General features: G+C 51.2%; 15 protein-coding genes. 7 read left to right on the top strand and 8 right to left on the bottom strand.

Translation table 11 applies throughout. From position 1 onward, the window contains the following. The first annotated feature begins 66 nt into the window (after nucleotides 1-66). Nucleotides 67-657 (top strand): QueT transporter family protein, encoded by a 591-nt coding sequence (locus tag WC593_03635; protein MFA4824228.1) that lies wholly within the window; start codon nucleotides 67-69, stop codon nucleotides 655-657. Between the two features lie 38 nt (nucleotides 658-695). Here the strand turns inward: WC593_03635 and WC593_03640 are convergent, their stop codons facing one another. The 6 genes from WC593_03640 to WC593_03665 form a co-directional block, all read right to left on the bottom strand. After that, nucleotides 696-1,157, bottom strand: a complete 462-nt coding sequence (locus WC593_03640) for a class I SAM-dependent methyltransferase (GenBank protein ID MFA4824229.1) — start codon at nucleotides 1,155-1,157, stop codon at nucleotides 696-698. Further along, nucleotides 1,154-1,393, bottom strand: a complete 240-nt coding sequence (locus WC593_03645) for a hypothetical protein (protein MFA4824230.1) — start codon at nucleotides 1,391-1,393, stop codon at nucleotides 1,154-1,156. The genes WC593_03640 and WC593_03645 overlap by 4 nt, the downstream gene beginning before the upstream one ends. 225 nt (nucleotides 1,394-1,618) lie before the next feature. Then, complete coding sequence (locus WC593_03650) at nucleotides 1,619-2,854, bottom strand: hypothetical protein (GenBank protein MFA4824231.1); 1,236 nt, start codon at nucleotides 2,852-2,854, stop codon at nucleotides 1,619-1,621. A gap of 162 nt (nucleotides 2,855-3,016) precedes the next feature. Then, nucleotides 3,017-4,279 (bottom strand): ABC transporter substrate-binding protein, encoded by a 1,263-nt coding sequence (locus WC593_03655; GenBank protein MFA4824232.1) that lies wholly within the window; start codon nucleotides 4,277-4,279, stop codon nucleotides 3,017-3,019. A 286-nt stretch (nucleotides 4,280-4,565) separates the two neighbouring features. Then, on the bottom strand, nucleotides 4,566-5,915 hold the full coding sequence (locus tag WC593_03660) for a cache domain-containing protein (protein ID MFA4824233.1): 1,350 nt from the start codon (nucleotides 5,913-5,915) through the stop codon (nucleotides 4,566-4,568). 264 nt (nucleotides 5,916-6,179) lie between these two features. After that, entirely contained in the window at nucleotides 6,180-6,782 is a 603-nt protein-coding gene (locus WC593_03665) for a hypothetical protein (protein ID MFA4824234.1), read from the bottom strand. 430 nt (nucleotides 6,783-7,212) lie between these two features. On the opposite strand from WC593_03665, the gene WC593_03670 reads away from it, so the two are divergent. The 5 genes from WC593_03670 to WC593_03690 all read left to right on the top strand — a co-directional run bounded on the left by WC593_03670 (nucleotide 7,213) and on the right by WC593_03690 (nucleotide 12,723). After that, nucleotides 7,213-7,740 (top strand): nucleotide exchange factor GrpE, encoded by a 528-nt coding sequence (locus tag WC593_03670; GenBank protein ID MFA4824235.1) that lies wholly within the window; start codon nucleotides 7,213-7,215, stop codon nucleotides 7,738-7,740. Continuing rightward, nucleotides 7,733-9,619 (top strand): molecular chaperone DnaK, encoded by a 1,887-nt coding sequence (gene dnaK / locus WC593_03675; protein ID MFA4824236.1) that lies wholly within the window; start codon nucleotides 7,733-7,735, stop codon nucleotides 9,617-9,619. Before WC593_03670 ends, dnaK begins: the two co-directional genes overlap by 8 nt. Nucleotides 9,620-9,634: 15 nt before the next feature. Then, nucleotides 9,635-10,699 carry a molecular chaperone DnaJ gene (gene dnaJ, locus WC593_03680; protein MFA4824237.1) on the top strand — a complete coding sequence of 355 codons (1,065 nt, stop codon included), beginning with the start codon at nucleotides 9,635-9,637 and terminating at the stop codon, nucleotides 10,697-10,699. A gap of 147 nt (nucleotides 10,700-10,846) precedes the next feature. Continuing rightward, nucleotides 10,847-12,073 (top strand): M23 family metallopeptidase, encoded by a 1,227-nt coding sequence (locus tag WC593_03685; protein MFA4824238.1) that lies wholly within the window; start codon nucleotides 10,847-10,849, stop codon nucleotides 12,071-12,073. A 347-nt stretch (nucleotides 12,074-12,420) separates the two neighbouring features. Continuing rightward, on the top strand, nucleotides 12,421-12,723 hold the full coding sequence (locus tag WC593_03690; protein MFA4824239.1) for a hypothetical protein: 303 nt from the start codon (nucleotides 12,421-12,423) through the stop codon (nucleotides 12,721-12,723). A 338-nt stretch (nucleotides 12,724-13,061) separates the two neighbouring features. On the opposite strand, the gene WC593_03695 is transcribed toward WC593_03690, so the two are convergent. Both WC593_03695 and WC593_03700 read right to left on the bottom strand, forming a co-directional pair. Further along, nucleotides 13,062-13,739: a response regulator gene (locus WC593_03695; GenBank protein ID MFA4824240.1), complete on the bottom strand. Its 678-nt coding sequence runs from the start codon at nucleotides 13,737-13,739 to the stop codon at nucleotides 13,062-13,064. A gap of 176 nt (nucleotides 13,740-13,915) precedes the next feature. Next, complete coding sequence (locus WC593_03700; protein MFA4824241.1) at nucleotides 13,916-15,319, bottom strand: PAS domain-containing protein; 1,404 nt, start codon at nucleotides 15,317-15,319, stop codon at nucleotides 13,916-13,918. 429 nt (nucleotides 15,320-15,748) lie between these two features. Here WC593_03700 and WC593_03705 point away from each other — a divergent pair. Next, the coding region (locus tag WC593_03705; GenBank protein ID MFA4824242.1) for a molybdopterin-dependent oxidoreductase at nucleotides 15,749-16,478 on the top strand (730 nt) is incomplete at its 3' end.

The following is a 16,478-nucleotide window of genomic DNA, read 5'->3' on the forward strand; positions in this document are numbered from 1 at the left end:
CTCACGCGATAACCGGGAGTATCCACAATGCTCCGGTTTTTTACGGACGCACTCCCTAATAATAGCATGCATGAACTGGCGGGGGTCCTGACCGACCGGAAGGGACTGACCTGGATCGCGGTGAATGCACTTTTTGCTGTACTGGTCCTGGTCCCCTTCAACCAGTACCACTGGGAAATTGCCGGTATTGCGCTGCGCCCGGCAGCGGTACTACCGGTCGTATGCGGGATTCTCTGGGGTCCCGCAGCGGCGTGGGGTCTGGGGATCGGCAACGTGGCCGGCGATCTATTTGGCTCATGGTCCTTCATGAGTATTTTTGGATTTCTCATCAACTTCCTCTACCCGTATCTCGCATACCGGCTCTGGCACAGGATGATGAAAGGACATGAGATCCATCTGGACTTCTTTGCCATGGGCTGTTTCTGGGTAGTGACGCTTGTTGCGACCTTTACCTGCATGCTGCTTCTTGCCGCATGCGGGACGATCTTCTTTGCCCGTCCCTTTGAGAGCAAGTTCATCAGTTATTTTGGCAACAATATATTCTGGGCCATGATTGCTGGGCCGATCCTGTTCAGGCTGATGTTTGAACCGGCATTCCGGAACGGGCTTGTGTTCGGTCGTGAATGGGACCGCCGGTTAACGATGGCAACCAAGTGACTAAAAAAGCACGAACCCGCCAAAGGTGCCCGATCATCTCAATGGGACAGTCTTTTGGAATCCGGCTTTTCCAAAGTAAACGTATAGGAAAAATAATTTCCCGAGAATTCCTTTTCGATAAACCCGGCAGCACCGGCCAATCGGTTGGCGGTTTTCCTAGTCTGGAAATGGGGATCGCGTACGGTCTCTTCTATAAGAAGGATACCGCCGGGCCTGAGCGCATCAAAGATCTCCTGTAGTGCCGCTTCCCGGTTGGGGATCTCGCCAAGCACGGTAATCAGCACAGCCCGGTCAAACCGCTCATGCTCAAGTTTCCTTTCGCCGGTAGCCGCATGAAGAAACTGAATATTCGTGAGGTTTGCAGTATGAGCCCGTTTTCTAACTTCTTGCAGCATCCCTTCCTGAATATCCATCGCAGTAACTTCACCCTGATGGCTGACAATATGAGTGAGAGGGATCGTCAGCCGGCCCGGGCAGCAGCTCACATCCAGTACATTCATTCCGTAGTTGAGATCGAGGTATTCGATTGTTTTTTCGTGCGGGCTCTCATGCCCTGGGAAAACGGGGGATCAAGCAACCCTTTCATCCATACAGGGCAGGGAAGGGTGTACCGGCGCGATGCAATTCGCCATGTAAGGGTGATGATGATGACCAGTACAATGAGGATGAGAAGAATGAACAATACGAAGATCGTGGACAGCCCTGTTCCAGTGTTATTGGATGATAAGGGAGGCATTATGCATAAATTTTTGGAATAATTTCATTTGATCCTATCCTGATCCGGGAAAAAAGCAGTCCGGTCTAAGAAATTTCAGGAAATGTGAGGGGAGTTCAATGGCTTTAGGGAAGTAGGCCGGGTCTTGTGGAAGGGATAACGATAACACAACATCGGGACCGAACTCGGATTAGGAGGAACGCATCAGGGAACTTTACCTCCACTCTCGATTTAAGGTTCCCGATCTCAGCAGCCATCCACCAGTGACAGGAGATGTTGTCTGAAGAGATCCATCGCCTTTCGTGTCCCCATCCTCGCTCTTTCGCTGTCCTGGTAGCCCATGGTGATCGTCATCCTCCCCCGGAATGTGCTGGTGACAAAACAGGTTGTGGGCATGTAGCCGCCCGGGTAGCAGATGTAGGCATCGACAAGCCCTTCTGCATCAGGGAGGGTGATCGGCCCGGGGTTTGAAATGAAGATATCCGCCAGACCGGATTTCTGCAGGGCTGCCATCTGCTCTACCATCTGCTGTATTCGAATGCCTTCCGGGTCGCAGTTCTTGTCCATCTCTACCTGAGCAGAGATACCGATGCATCCTGCCTTAAGATGTTGCGTCTTTTCAATAACACGGGGAAGAATCTCGTCTAATCCCTCGCCGGCAATGCGTTCAAGAGTGAAGCAGACATTGGTGGCCTGGTTGCTCATGACCCGGGATCCATCGTTCAGGTGCTGACGAAGGTTGACGGGAAAGAAAAGGTCAATCGGTCCCCGGTGACCAGTGAGATCACTCATGGAGAGGTAATAGGCCGCCATCACTACATCATTGATGTTCCCCCCAAGTTTCCTGGCAGAAATACGAATTGCCTCCAGCTCCGTGGAGCTGAGACATTCACGGTGATACGTCGAGGGTTCCCGGGAAGTGCCAAATGGATCGGGCCACAGCGGATTGATCACTCTCATGTCAGAAAGTACCGGCTTTTCCTCCCGGTCCAGACTACGGGTCCAGAGCGTGTCACGCTCCGGGATCCCCCCATTGGCGGGAAGAATGCTGCCTGGCTTCTGGTATTCCTGCAGCAGTTGCGAACAGAGGGTATGGAGACCGAACGCATCAGCGGCGGCATGCGAGAGGTTGATGACGATAACATCTCCAGAAGGTCTACGCAGCAGACGTACGCGGAACTGGATAGAGCCGTACGGATCAACCGGCCCGATGACATGGGGATGATAGGTCCCGGCGCATTCCTCCACCGTTATAGGAGGGACACAGGCAGGTTTTGCCATCTCCCAGAATGCCGGACCATTCCCCCGGACAAGCCGGCAGTGAAGAATTGGATTGGCCACAAGACATGCCTGGGCGGCCATTTCAAGCACGCGGGTGTCAAGATTCTTATCGAACTCCATCACCGCACAAAGGGTGGCATCGCCCATGAGTCTGACAGAATCGGTGAAAAGATCGAGTGCCGTGGCCTCCCGGGTGTGCATACTCAAATCAAGAAGCTCTGGATTAATAAATCCGCATTATTTGGGAGGGTGAATGTAAAAATGCGTAATTCCAGCTTATCGTGATCGCTAAAGAGGGAGACAATTCACAACAATGGGGGATTGTCTAATAAGAATCCCGGGTTCATTATCGTAAAAGAGGAGTTATTGGTCGGTTACGATCTCTTCGCGACCATCTGTCCATACAGTAACATGGGCGACTTTCTTCCATCCGGATCCTGCTGATCCACTGGTAACCTGCATTACATCATACGAGGAAAGCAACCGGTCACCCGCTGCGTTCGGCATGAGAGACCTGCTTTCCCCGTCATACGTGCTCAAATGCTGGACCAGAGCTGCTTCAATCCGGGCCTGCCCCGCATCAGCAGGAATCTCTTTTAAAACATCCTTCACTACCCAGAGAGCATCATAGAGTGCAATTGGTCCTGACGAAGGTGGGTATCCCAATCGTTCTCTCATACGGGTTTGCGGACCGCTCGAAGGATCATCATGCGCAATTCCCCAGACCGTACCGGTCAGGTTTGCATGGGCGGCAAAACGAGATGCCGACGTCGTTCCGGCCAAAGAAGAAATACCGGTATTTCCATCACACCCGAACCAGCGGACACGGGAGAGGTTCTGTTTTCCTGATGCCTTACTCAGGATAGTTGCGGATTCATCGAAACCGATGATATAGACCCCGACCCGGTCGGCACCATAATTTCTAATTGCATCCCCGGTGCGAATGTCAAGGGAGGTAACGGACGAAGCAAAATCCTTTTCCGCAGGATCGAACCGGACACCATCCAGGGTTACTCCCTTTCGTTCTGAGAACGCTGCCTGCGTTGAATTCAGAAGACCTTCGCCCCAGATATCGCCACGCCAGAGCGGGACGATCGCATGGATCTTATTCTTTTCAAGCCAGATCCCCATGACCAGCCCCTGTGCCGAATCATCGGCTATCAGACGGTAGATCGAATCGTTCGGGATCGCAAGGGAAGGCGAAGTGCTTCCGGCATCGAGAACAACCATCCCGTTGGCATCGGAATAACTTTTTATCGCTTCTATCTCGGCGCTGGTCATATGCCCGAGTACGATCCTGCGGCCATCTGCACGAACCTGTTTGGCAAGCTGGAGAGCGGTCGCAGGGTCTGATCCCGTATCATGGATAACAACCTTCACGCGAGTGGATGAACCGATAGTCTGGGTATACTGGTTGATGTCTTCCTCAGAGGTGAGCAGGGCAGCTTTTGCCATAGCTCCAAATGATGAATAGGATCCCGTGAGAGGAAGGAGGGCATCAACAACGATAAGATCTGAACCGGTTGGAACAGGACTGGGGACAGGGGTTGGAGTTGTCATCGTGCACCCTGCCATAAATATAATTGCGGCGAGTGAGATGAGCATCCACAGAGCGGGATGTTTCATAGGGGGAAATTATATCTGTACATAAAAATGTCTTTCGAAGAAGTTCGTTTGAAATATTCTATACCGGAAACTGGCCCGGTTCTCGCAGGCGATATCCAAAGTCGGGCAGGTATTGCAGGGGCACTTCGGCTGGCTAGTGCGGGGAAAGCGGGGCTCTACTTAGGCATAGAGGGGTAAGGGGCACAATTAACGCGATTGCAGAGAGGGTAACACCTCCCCCAGACAATCGCATTGTCCGGCATAGTGATTGGAGTTGGCAGGAATTTTTTAATCCATCTGAAGGGGGTTATTTTCCGTCAGAGAAAATTCCGGCACCAACGATGAGATCGTCTCCTGCCATCTGCGAGTACCCGAATTTTAATCTGACGCGATAATCGGTTGCGGGGTCGGCAAAGAAATAATATAGGAATCCCCCGCCATTTTCTGCGTTTTCAAGGATATAGGGAACCGGGTATTCCCCGTACGGGTCACTGTCAGAAAGGCGGTTCATGCCAACAATTCCCGGGAGGTAGGGGTTAGCAAGCAGTGTCCCGTTCCGGTCAAACGCGAAAATGAACAGGCCCGGTTGGGAGAATGACCCGTTTGGATCATTAAACTCACGAACCGCAGCATCCCGGCCGTTCTTCCGGACATATGCCGCAGCTTCGCTGACATGGGATACCAACCGGTTGCGTTGTTCTTGTGGGAAAAACGCGGGGACATCCGGGAGATACATTCCTGCTCCTGCTGCCCAGTAAGAATCAACCGGTGCCACATACGAGACTTTGAATTCCGGTTCTCCTGAATCAGGGTTCGTATACACGTAATAGAAGTATCCTCCACCCTGTTGTGCGAGACTTATCTTCCGTTTCCCGATTGAGACACCGTTTTCATCCGTCACGTTGCCCCCGTTTTTTCCGATGATGGTTTTCTCAAACGGTTTTACCAGGTTTGTCCCGTTCATGTCGAATGCAAAAACATAGGTGCCATTCCCGGCAAACGGGCCGGAAAGGTTATTGAATGCTGCAAGGGCATTCTCCCTGCCGGTATTCCGGGCAAACCTGATCGCGTGATCGACTTTTGCGGCAAGGATCTGCCGGACCATATCAGGTGATTTATGAGGAATGCTCACATCCGATCCATAGATACCGGATGCAAGCCACCACGTGTCGTCAACCTTTCTGACATATGCCAGTTTTGATTCGGTTGTACCGCTCACCGGGTTCTCAAATGCGTAGGTGACAAAACCACTCCCGTTCCGGGCTGCATCCCGCATCGCTTCGATCATCCTGACACCAGATGCATCAGTCAGGTCTGATTTGTTCTGCCCCCGGTACTCGGGGTGATAGGGATGCGCAAGGTTTGTCCCGTTGAAATCGTAAGCCCAGACATAGAGATCCCCCTTGGTGAACGAACCGTTCCTGTCAGAGAATTCCCGGAGCGCGACATGTTTTCCTACCCGCTGGGTGTAGATGACCGCATTGCTCACAAAGGTGACGAGGTCTTCAGGAGTGGCAGATGATTCACCCCATGTGGCAGTTACCGATGGGACGGGTGCGGTTGCAGCAATTCCGGAGGAAGAGGCAGTATCTGAACAGCCGGCAGTAAGGATCAGCAGGGCAAAAAGAAAAACTGCCATAAAGGATCTGATACGCATAGAAGGCGTAGGGTAAGAGACTATTTGAGTGTGATGAAATCTGGTGATACACGACCTGCCAGTCCCCACGGTTCCTGCTGTGGGTTGGGGGATGGACGGTCGCCTTGCGAGCGGCAATGCAGCCTGTATCTGGCGAGGGGGGGCATCTCAGGCAGGAATCAGCTGAATGTTGATGGGGGAACTGGAGAGCCTGGCAGACGAGAGAGAAAAATTTGTTTTTATTGCAGGAGAAAGCACTCACACATTCTTTCATAAAGCTGAAGATTACATGCAATGCTGTGCTGCTGCCTGTGCGGCAGCGATGCAGCTGATGGTCTGACCAGCGCCGGTGCAGCGGAAGTATGCGTTGTCCGACGTGTGGTAATATGCTGCGGTAGTGTCGCCGTGGAGACCGCTATAGTAGCAGGTACATGACTGTATCTGGCAGCTGCCTGCCTCTATCCATCCGGAACACTGCAGGTCTCTCTGGGCCGGGCAGCCGGTACGGCTATCGACCTGAATATCGGATATGACGACAGTATTTGTTCCCGAGGATGAATACCCCGAGGACTGTGAATGGCATTTTTCGTCATAATAATACGGGTATCCCTCCGGGCAGCAGTAACCAGCGCTCGTATCGTATTGGTAATACCCTTCGGAACACTGGTGGCATTTACCATTGTAATAATGGGAATATCCTGACGGGCAGCAGTAACCAGCGCTCGTGCTGTATTTATTATACCCTTCCGAACACTGGTGGCATTTGCTCTCATAGTAATACGGATACCCCGTAGGACAGCAATGTCCCTGACTTGTGGTATATCTGGCATAACCGGAACTGCATGAGCCGGACCCTGCACCGCTGTTGCCGGAATTGATGTCCGCCAAACGGTCAAAACACCCGCTCAAGAGCACAAAAATAATAATTAAACTTACTATGGTGCAAAGAGGCAATCGTGCAAACTCCATGTTTTTCACCCCGTTCATGAATTCTGCCGCAGGATCTGACCGTGCATGCGCCGGATAATTGTCGAGATTAAGAATCTTTTAGCACATTAATCTTTGGTTTACCGGTTAAAGGCTGGCTCAGTATGGTGAAAAGGATACAGACCGTTTGTGTTTCAACTCATTTTCCGTAATCGCATGGCAGTACCGGGCTGCAATACGCGGTTACTTCACTATTTTGTAGCAGCAAGGTGAGAGGTAAGGAATTGAGATGTGCTTATTTTAGAATGCAGGACATTCTGCCGTGATACAGATAAAAGTGGAAATTGCTGGGCAAAGTTTAATAAACTGAAAAGGTTGAATGCACTTTTCAATGGATACTGATGATGTCCGGCTGAAAAAGCAACAGCTGACGGAAGAGATCGAACGGCTGAAAACGGAACTTGACGAAAAAACACTTATTGCAGAGGAGCGGCTTAACCGGCTGAAATACCTCCAGTCAGATTTTGATAATTACCGTAAATGGTCTGAAAAGGAAAAAGTAGCAATTATTGCGCTCGCAAACGAGAACCTGATAAAAGACCTTTTAGTCATCCTTGACGATTTCGAACGGGCGCTGCCTGCCCTTGGACAGGAAAAAAACAGGGAAGGGATCGGTATGGTCCAGAAAAAATTCTTAAAAATCCTGGCAGCATATGGGCTGCAACCCATAGAATGTCTGGGAAAAAAATTTGATCCGCATTTTCACGAGGTGTTATGCAAGGAGCAATGCGACAAAGAACAAGACACGATACTCAATGAGATCGAACGGGGTTACCAGCTGAAATCGAAAGTGATCCGACCCTCTAAAGTACTGATTGCAGAAAACGTTGGAAAAGATGAAGGTGAGAATAATGGCTAAAGAGAAGATTATCGGAATTGATCTTGGTACTTCAAACAGTGAAGGTGCAGTGATGCTTGGCGGCAAACCGACTATTATCCCTTCAGCAGAAGGTGCAACGGTTGCCGGAAAGATGTTTCCCTCGTATGTTGCGTTCACCCAAGATGGCCAGTTACTCGTAGGTGAACCGGCGCGCCGGCAGGCCGTAAGTAATCCCGAAGGAACGGTTACTGCTGCAAAACGGAAGATAGGGACCAATCATATTTACAAAATTTATGGCAAGGAATACACGCCCCAGCAGATCTCGGCATTCCTCCTTCAGAAAATAAAAAGGGATGCAGAAGCATTCCTCGGAGAAACAGTGACAAAGGCCGTGATCACCGTCCCTGCCTATTTCAACGACAACCAGCGGACAGCAACCAAGGATGCAGGCAAGATTGCCGGATTGGATGTTATCAGGCTGGTCAACGAGCCCACTGCTGCATCGATGGCGTACGGTCTCGACCGTGCCGGGGAATACAAGATTCTTGTCTTTGACCTTGGCGGGGGCACGCTGGATGTGACCATCATGGAATTTGGCGGCGGGACGTTCACGGTCCTTGCCACTTCCGGCGATACCCAGCTGGGCGGAACCGATATGGACAATGCAATTTACGAGTGGATTGCGGATGAGTTCAAAAAATTTGAAGGCATCGATCTCAGAAATGACAAGATGGTGGTCAACCGGCTCAAAGAAGCCGCTGAAAAGGCAAAGATCGAACTTTCTACCGTACTCGAAACCGAGATCAACCTCCCCTATGTCACTGCCACCCAGACAGGCCCCAAACATCTGTCGATGAAGCTGAGCCGATCAAAACTCGAACAGCTGATCGAACCCATCATCAAGCGCTGTATCCACCCGTTCGAACAGGCATTAAAAGATGCAAGCCTTACGAAAAATGATATCCAGAAAGTGATCCTTGTCGGCGGTCCAACCCGTATGCCCGTTGTCCAGAAGTTTATCGAAGATCATGTAGGCCGGAAGGTAGAGCGGGGTATCGATCCGATGGAATGCGTGGCAATCGGTGCATCCATCCAGGGAGGTATTCTTGGCGGCGAGATCACCGACATGGTGCTTTTAGACGTAACTCCCCTGACACTGGGTATCGAAACTCTCGGAGCTGTGAGGACACCATTGATCGAGCGGAACACTACGATCCCCACAAAGAAGAGCCAGATCTTTTCCACTGCAGCGGATTATCAGACCGCTGTCACCGTCCATATCCTCCAGGGCGAACGCCCCCTTGCAGCAGATAACGTGAGTCTTGGGCAGTTCAATCTCGTCGGTATTCCCCCTGCACCCCGGGGTATTCCCCAGATAGAAGTGTCGTTTGATATCGATGCTTCGGGCATCCTGAATGTATCGGCAAAGGATCTCGGGACCGGTAAAGAGCAGAAGATGACCATCACGGCTTCCACCAAACTGGCAGACAGCGATGTCAAGAAGATGGTGAATGAGGCAAAGCAGTTTGAAGAGCAGGACAAACAAAGGAAAGAGGAGATCGAGATCCGGAATACTGCCGACTCCCTGATCTATACGGCGGAAAAAACAAAATCTGACCTGGCCGGAAAGATCAGCGCCGATCTCATCGATAAGGTGAATGCGGCAATAGTTGGGGTAAAGGCAGCCATTGAAGGAAAAGATACCGCAAAGATCAAGTCGGAGATAGAAAAACTCCAGAAAGTGTTGGGAGAGGCCGGGTCTGCCGTATACGAACAAGCTGCCCGGCAGCAGTCCCAGCAGCAGGCACAACAGCAACAGTCAGGCTCTGCTGGCAATGAGCGTCCCGGGCATGAAACGACCGGCCCGGGCGGGGAAAATGTCGTCGATGCCGATTTCAAGGTAAAGGATGAGAAATAGTCCTTTTTCTTTCCCATGGCAGAAAAAGACTATTATGAGATCCTTGGTGTGAAAAAAGACGCATCGCAGGATGATATAAAAAAGTCATTCCGACAGCTTGCACGGAAATATCACCCGGATCTCAACAAGGGCAGCAAGGAGGCAGAGGCGAAATTCAAGGAAATCAACGAGGCCTACCAGGTTTTAGGTGATCTCCAGAAAAAAGCGCAGTACGACCAGGTCGGTCACGCGGAATTCCGGCCCGGCGACGCTGCCGGGTATAAACCGCCCAGTTATGATGACCTGTTCCGGGACTTCGGTCTCGGCGATATTTTTGATGCGTTTTCCGGTGTTTCACCCCGGGCTGCCCGGCAGCGCAGTGGTGCAGACCTCAGGTACGAGATCGACATTTCCCTTGCCGATGCTTTTTACGGCACAAAGAACACAGTCGGGGTGCCCCATCATTTCGCCTGCAGTGCGTGCCATGGTACGGGAGCAGAACCGGGATCTGTGCGGAACTGCCCGACCTGCAACGGGACCGGTGAGATCCGCAATGTGCAGAAGGTCGGCAATCGCCAGATGGTGAATATCGCAGTCTGCCCGACCTGCAGGGGAACGGGTAAAATTATCGACAAGCCCTGCCAGGCCTGCAAAGGGAAAGGGACGATGCAGAAAGTAAGGAGAATTGAAGTCTCGGTGCCCCGCGGCGTAGATGACGGTCAGTTCCTCAGGATACCCGGTGAAGGGGAGCCGGGCGAGAACAACGGGCCTCCCGGCGACTTGTATGCAATTATCCACATCCGGCCAGACCGCACGTTCGATCGTAAAGGTGCGGACCTTTATAGTTCCGTGATCATCGGGCTTCATACAGTCCTCCTTGGGGGGGAGGTAGAGGTACCCACTATTACGGGTACAGCACACCTGAAAATTCCACCCGGTACCCAGAGCCATACACTGTTCCGGCTCAGGGAGCAGGGCATGCCGTACCTGAATTCCGATAAGCGGGGAGACCTGATGGTAAAAACGATAGTAAAGATTCCGGAAAAACTTACAAAGAAGCAGGAAGAACTGGTGAAAGAAGCTTTTTCTATAGGAATGTAACTGCCCGCAGGCGGGTACAGTTTGAGAAAATACGTCAGAATAATCGGCTGCAGCCGAACGAGCGGGAGTGAGGTCGGGAAGTAATTTTCTGATGTCGTTTATGTTCTGGTTTTATGTTCTGGTACACTAACAACCAGTATCATCACTATGTCAGCGATTGCAAAGTTCCTTATCACTATTATCGTGATTGCCGCAGTTCTTGGTTCCGGGTGTACGCAACCCGCAGCGGTACAGCAAACGGAACCTGCAGCCCCGGTCCTGAATATGACCGTCCCGTTTCTGCTCATCCCGGTTCCCAGCCAGAACGGAGTCAACCTCGCGTACGAACTCGAACTTACACCGGCCAATGGACAGGTACCCGTTGTTGAGAAGGTGGAGGTTCTCGACCCGGCTACTGGAAAGATCCTCTATACCGCAGACGGTGAACTGCTGGCTGCCCTGTATCACCCGGCAAATGTCCCGCCGCCAACTGCGGCCGAACTGCAGAACGGTACGGGAAAACTCCTCAAGCCCCGCGTATCGCTCTGGTTTGTGGTCAGTCCTGATGCTGTTCCGGACCGGCTCTCCCACCGCCTCACCCTGAACCGGACCGCAGCCGGATTGTCCCCAACAACGGTAACCGGCGGGGAAGTAACCGTGCATAAAGACCTTGTCCCGGTAGTTGTCGGTTCCCCGGTGCATGGTCCGGGCTGGATGGTCATGGAGACAACATCTCCCCTGACCCATCACTTCCGTGCCCAGATCACCTTAAACGGGGTGACCCGCGTCCCCCAGCGATATGCACAGGACTGGGTCTACCTTGACCCGGTGAGTGGACAGGCCGTTGCCGGCAATGCAACGCTCGCCAGGAATTATTACGGCTTTGGCAAAGAGATCCTGGCAGTTGCTAACGGGACGGTCGTGGATGCCGCTGACGGCCTTCCGGACTCTGAGGGCATCTACTCCCCCCTGGGGGTCACATTTGAAACCGCGGCCGGCAATTATGTCATTCTCGATCTCGGGAATAAAAAATATGCCTGCTACGCCCACATAGTCAACGGGTCAGTCCAGGTGAAGAAAGGCGATATCGTCAAAGAAGGCCAGGTGCTTGGCCTGATGGGTAACAGCGGGAACTCAGACATCCCGCACCTCCATTTCCAGGTCGTAACAGACATCCCGTCATTCCTGGGTGCCGAGGGATATCCTCACGTATACCGCTCATTCGATGTGACTGGAGAAGTCAATGAGACCCTTGGAGCAGAGCGTATGTCGTCTCCGGGCTATTCCACAAACCAGCTATGGACGGATTTCGGGGATTTTGTCACATATTTCCGGCAGGCAGTCCCCCAGGAGAACCGGCTCATGCAGAACAATGTTATTGTCCGGTTTCCCTGATCTCTTCCTTTTTTATATTACGGTATCCAGGCCTGAGCTTTTCGATAGGTCTGGGACAAGTCTGCCCTGATCTCACGCTGATCTCGGTGGATTTACCTGCATCCCACCCGAATTGAAGGAAAATATGCCGGACGATAAGACAAAACAGGGTACCGTTCCCGGATCTCGGTCATCGGAGGAACCCTGAAGCAGGACCGGTCCGGATGTGTGCAGATTCAGATCGTCAGGATCTGTCCGGGAAATTTACGGGCCATGCCCCCCATCCGGACCAGTGTGAGGAAACGGGACTCCAATGAGACAATCAGCCAGTACCATACCTATAACCGATAACAACCTCAATCAGCAGTATGAATTACACAATGGATTTTATTTCACTGATCCGGCCTAAACGCCTGGATTTTCTTACTACCATGACACCGGAAGAGCAGGTGACGATGGTCCAGCACGCGGATTATGTCAAAGACATGATTGCCCAGGGAAAAATTTTCATGCACGGGGGTGCTCCTGATGGCACAATCAGGGTTCTCATCTATCGTGTGGATTCAGCAATAGAAGCCCGGCGCCTTTTTTATAACGACCCGGCGGTGATTGCAGGCATCGGGTATCCCGAGCTTTATCCGCTTACTATCGGGCATCTTGCAGTCAGCTGATCCTTTACTCGACATTTTCTGATGCTGCCGGGTTCCCGGGTCGTTTGAAGCCGGTGGCCCTTTTTTATCAGAAAGCGTTGTTGCAGGGTAAGGGAGTTCCCTCACCTCCACCTTTTTCTAAGAGGAGATTAACCCCCCACAATCATGATACGGAGCTGGATGGTGTCGCGTAGCGCTGCAGCTATGAACCGGTGAGTGTTGGGGCGTTTGGCCGGGTGCCGGAATGGCGGGACTCCCGACGTGTGTTTGCCGGCGCTTTAGGGAGTGTGATCAGTACGGAAAGAGCAAGGGGTATGAAAAAAGCAGGGCGAAGTTAAGGGTCAGACTGGTACGCTCGATCATCTCATATCGGGAGTGTGCACCTTTTCCATCCGCTTTAGTTCGGCATTCTCCAGCTGAAGATTTTCATTGGCTTGCTGAAGCGTAGAAATCATCTGTTGTAAACCCTCATTTTCCGCCAAAAGAAATGCGTTGACTTCCTCCAATTCTGCATTTTTCCGGACAACGAGATCATAGGATGAGAGCAGGATTGCAGGTGACCGGGACTGACTGGCAGGGATATGAGGTGGCTGGCCTTCGGGCGATACTGCAGGAGTGGCCCCTGCATCATGAGAATCGGGAGGATCCCGGGACTGCAGGGTGCTTGTTATCCGAAACTTCACGTGTTCGGCTTCAAACGGCTTTATGATGAGGTTGTCTGCCCCGGCTTCCAGGCCTTTTATCAGGTCTGCCGGATCGAAGAGTTGGGTAACAAGGATAACCGGGATATCTGCCATTTCTTTGTTCTGTTTGATAGCACGGCAAAGTGTATAACCATCCATCTCCGGCATGAGAATATCTGTCAGTACGATTGTCGGCCGGTCGATTCGAATCTGCTCCAGGGCATCATTCCCGTTGGCAGCAAGGGTAACCGTGTACCCCTCAGTTTCCAGAATATGGCGGAGGTATTCAGCCTGGGTCCTGCTATCCTCGACAACCAGAATTTTCCTACCGGCATCTTCGGGGTGTGTCTCCATTTAATGCACCATCATTTTTATCGGTCAGGGGGGTTCCACGCAACAGCGATCCCTGCTGGTTATATGGATATCTGCGATTTTAAAGGAATTGGTGAGTCGGATTCTGAAGAGGGACTCTGCATTTTTGGGGTTTCTGATCATACCTGCGATTGTACCTGCCAACGATTCATCAGTGTTCATCGCCGGGGGTGAATCGGGTTATTAAGATTCCGGTAGAGCGTGATGGCATCGTTTGAAGAATTCACGATAGAGGCAAGGACAGAATGCAGCAGTTCTGATTCTTTTTTCGGGGTAAGATCTTCATAGACAATGAATTGCTCACCGCTCTGAAGAGTGGCCCGGTAAAAGTTGACGGGCCGGACGGTTCCGTCTTTGCAGGTGACCGGAAACACACAGGGTCTGACCTCGTCAGTTATTGGTTGTGCAGGATCTTCTCTCCCGATGAGCTTTACCTCTTCATCAGAAATACCGGAAAACACCTTTTTGAACCAGTCTTTTTCCGTAGGTATATCATCAAGGGTGTATCCGAAGAGCCGGGTAAATTTTTCATTGATGTACAGGTAATTGCCCGAACCATCCATAATGGAGATGGGGAACGGGGAGTGATCGGTAATCATGTGGAAACGCTCTTCACTTTCACGGATCTTTTGCGCTTGCTGCCGCTCGGTGTTGATATCACGACCTACGGATTGACATTCGATCAGAATTCCCGCATTGTTAAAAAGCCCTCGCGTATTCCACTGGTACCAGCGGGAATGTCCCTGAGTACCGATTAATCGCAGGTCAGAAGATGTGGTTGGTTTATCGGGGGTGAGTCGGGCGATCTGTTCTTTTATAACGGCGATATCTTCCGGAAACACGTATGAGAAGATGCTCTCATTCTGTACGGCACTCCCGGAAATTCCCATAAAACGACTGAACGATTCGTTGACAAACGTAATATTTCCTTCCGGGCGCCACCGGCAGATCACATCTGTCTGATCCTGCACGATCGCACGATACCGCCGTTCCGAGATCCTCAGGGATTCTTCGAACCGGATCTGTTGTGTGATATCTTCTCCAATGATTGTGATACCCTCATCCATAGTATCAAATACCGTTGGGATAAGGCGCACCCGGTAATGGCGATCTTCATTCTGCCGGGTAATACTAAACTCGCGCTGGATTTCCCCGTTCTTCTGGATCTCCTCAACAACTTCGGGAATAGCAAGACGGGTAATGAGGGGGGACTTTACGTTCCCAATCAGATTTCCAACAAGCATTTCACGAGACATGCCAAGGATGCGGAGTGCATTCTCATTCGCATCGAGCACGTGCATTTCATTATCGATCAGGAGGATAATGTCTGCGGAAAATTTCAGCATTGCTGATATCGGCATTTTCTGTGAAAAGGTGTAGACCTTTGCCGGGCCGATCGTATTCATATGGACTTCCCCGGAAATGAGAAGAATTTCAAGATATTTTGCTGTTGAGTTCCGGTTCAATTCAAGTTTTTCGGCAAGGTCACTTATGGTGAGACCATTGCGATGGAGACGAAGAAGACTTTTTATCTTTTTTATGGTTTTCTTGCGGGTATCCATTCATTAAAACAACGTGCTTTACTATAAAAAAACATGCCATGGCATTCCGGTATACGATACCTGGTTTGATCTCTGCCTGAATGGGAAAAATCTTCGACGTATTTAGCGAATAGTTTTTCATACCGGTTCAAGTATTCCCAAAAAAAGGGGTGCATTAACCAGCTATTCTTGCAATGCAGATATGCAATGCAGACATGCAATGCAATTGCATCCGATTTCACAGATATGAGCATATTTTCAGAAAAAACGTGTGCGTTAGTCACGATTTGATGAGGTCAATTTTCGGAAAAACAATTATTTTAGATTAATATGGGTACCAAGTAAAATTTTTTAAAATTCGCATGAAGAACCGTTTGGAGGCTTTTTACGCAAAAATTTCATAAAGTTTAAAGGGGGTCGGTCAGACTTTCAATCGTAATAGGTGTGTGAATGGAAGTAAAATACGTACCAACTACGTGTCCGTACTGCGGAACCGGGTGCGGCTTTAACCTTGTTGTCAAGGACAAGAAGGTAGTCGGAGTCGCTCCCTGGAATCGTAACCCTGTCAACGAAGGCAAGCTCTGCCCCAAGGGGAACTATGCATGGGAATTTGTCAACAGCCCGGATCGACTGACCAAGCCGCTCATCAAGAAGGATGGCAAGTTTGTCGAGGCCAGCTGGGACGAGGCTTACAAGCTGATAGTCTCGAAGTTCAAGTCTTACAAGGGTGAAGAGATGGCATGCCTCTCATCAGCCCGTGTCTCTAACGAAGAGAACTACCTGATGCAGAAGTTCGCCCGCGCTGTTTTAAAGACTCCCAACATCGACCACTGTGCCCGGCTCTGCCATGCATCGACCGTTGTCGGGCTCGCCGGCGCGTTCGGCTCCGGTGCAATGACCCAGTCAATCGCAGACATTGCCGAATCAAAGTGCCTCCTTGTGATCGGCACCAACACGTTCGAGCAGCACCCGCTGATCGGGCGCCGCATTATGCAGGCGAAAAAGAACGGTGCAAAGATCATCTACGCCGACCCGCGGCTCACGGCAACCGGGAAGCAGGCCGACCTGTTCTTACAGTTCTACTCCGGTACCGATGTGGCATTACTGAACTGCTTCATGCAGCTGATCCTCAAGAACGGCTGGGAGAACAAGGACTTTGTCAAGAACCGGACCAAGGATT

The organism is Methanoregula sp. (genome assembly GCA_041645435.1).
GTDB lineage: Archaea > Halobacteriota > Methanomicrobia > Methanomicrobiales > Methanospirillaceae > Methanoregula.

Coding starts and splice junctions, on each gene's coding strand:
- WC593_03635 (MFA4824228.1), top strand. CDS start 67: ATGCATGAACTGGCGGGGGTCCTGACCGACCGGAAGGGACTGACCTGG.
- WC593_03640 (MFA4824229.1), bottom strand. CDS start 1,157: ATGAATGTACTGGATGTGAGCTGCTGCCCGGGCCGGCTGACGATCCCT.
- WC593_03645 (MFA4824230.1), bottom strand. CDS start 1,393: ATGCCTCCCTTATCATCCAATAACACTGGAACAGGGCTGTCCACGATC.
- WC593_03650 (MFA4824231.1), bottom strand. CDS start 2,854: ATGCACACCCGGGAGGCCACGGCACTCGATCTTTTCACCGATTCTGTC.
- WC593_03655 (MFA4824232.1), bottom strand. CDS start 4,279: ATGAAACATCCCGCTCTGTGGATGCTCATCTCACTCGCCGCAATTATA.
- WC593_03660 (MFA4824233.1), bottom strand. CDS start 5,915: ATGCGTATCAGATCCTTTATGGCAGTTTTTCTTTTTGCCCTGCTGATC.
- WC593_03670 (MFA4824235.1), top strand. CDS start 7,213: ATGGATACTGATGATGTCCGGCTGAAAAAGCAACAGCTGACGGAAGAG.
- dnaK (MFA4824236.1), top strand. CDS start 7,733: ATGGCTAAAGAGAAGATTATCGGAATTGATCTTGGTACTTCAAACAGT.
- dnaJ (MFA4824237.1), top strand. CDS start 9,635: ATGGCAGAAAAAGACTATTATGAGATCCTTGGTGTGAAAAAAGACGCA.
- WC593_03685 (MFA4824238.1), top strand. CDS start 10,847: ATGTCAGCGATTGCAAAGTTCCTTATCACTATTATCGTGATTGCCGCA.
- WC593_03690 (MFA4824239.1), top strand. CDS start 12,421: ATGAATTACACAATGGATTTTATTTCACTGATCCGGCCTAAACGCCTG.
- WC593_03695 (MFA4824240.1), bottom strand. CDS start 13,739: ATGGAGACACACCCCGAAGATGCCGGTAGGAAAATTCTGGTTGTCGAG.
- WC593_03700 (MFA4824241.1), bottom strand. CDS start 15,319: ATGGATACCCGCAAGAAAACCATAAAAAAGATAAAAAGTCTTCTTCGT.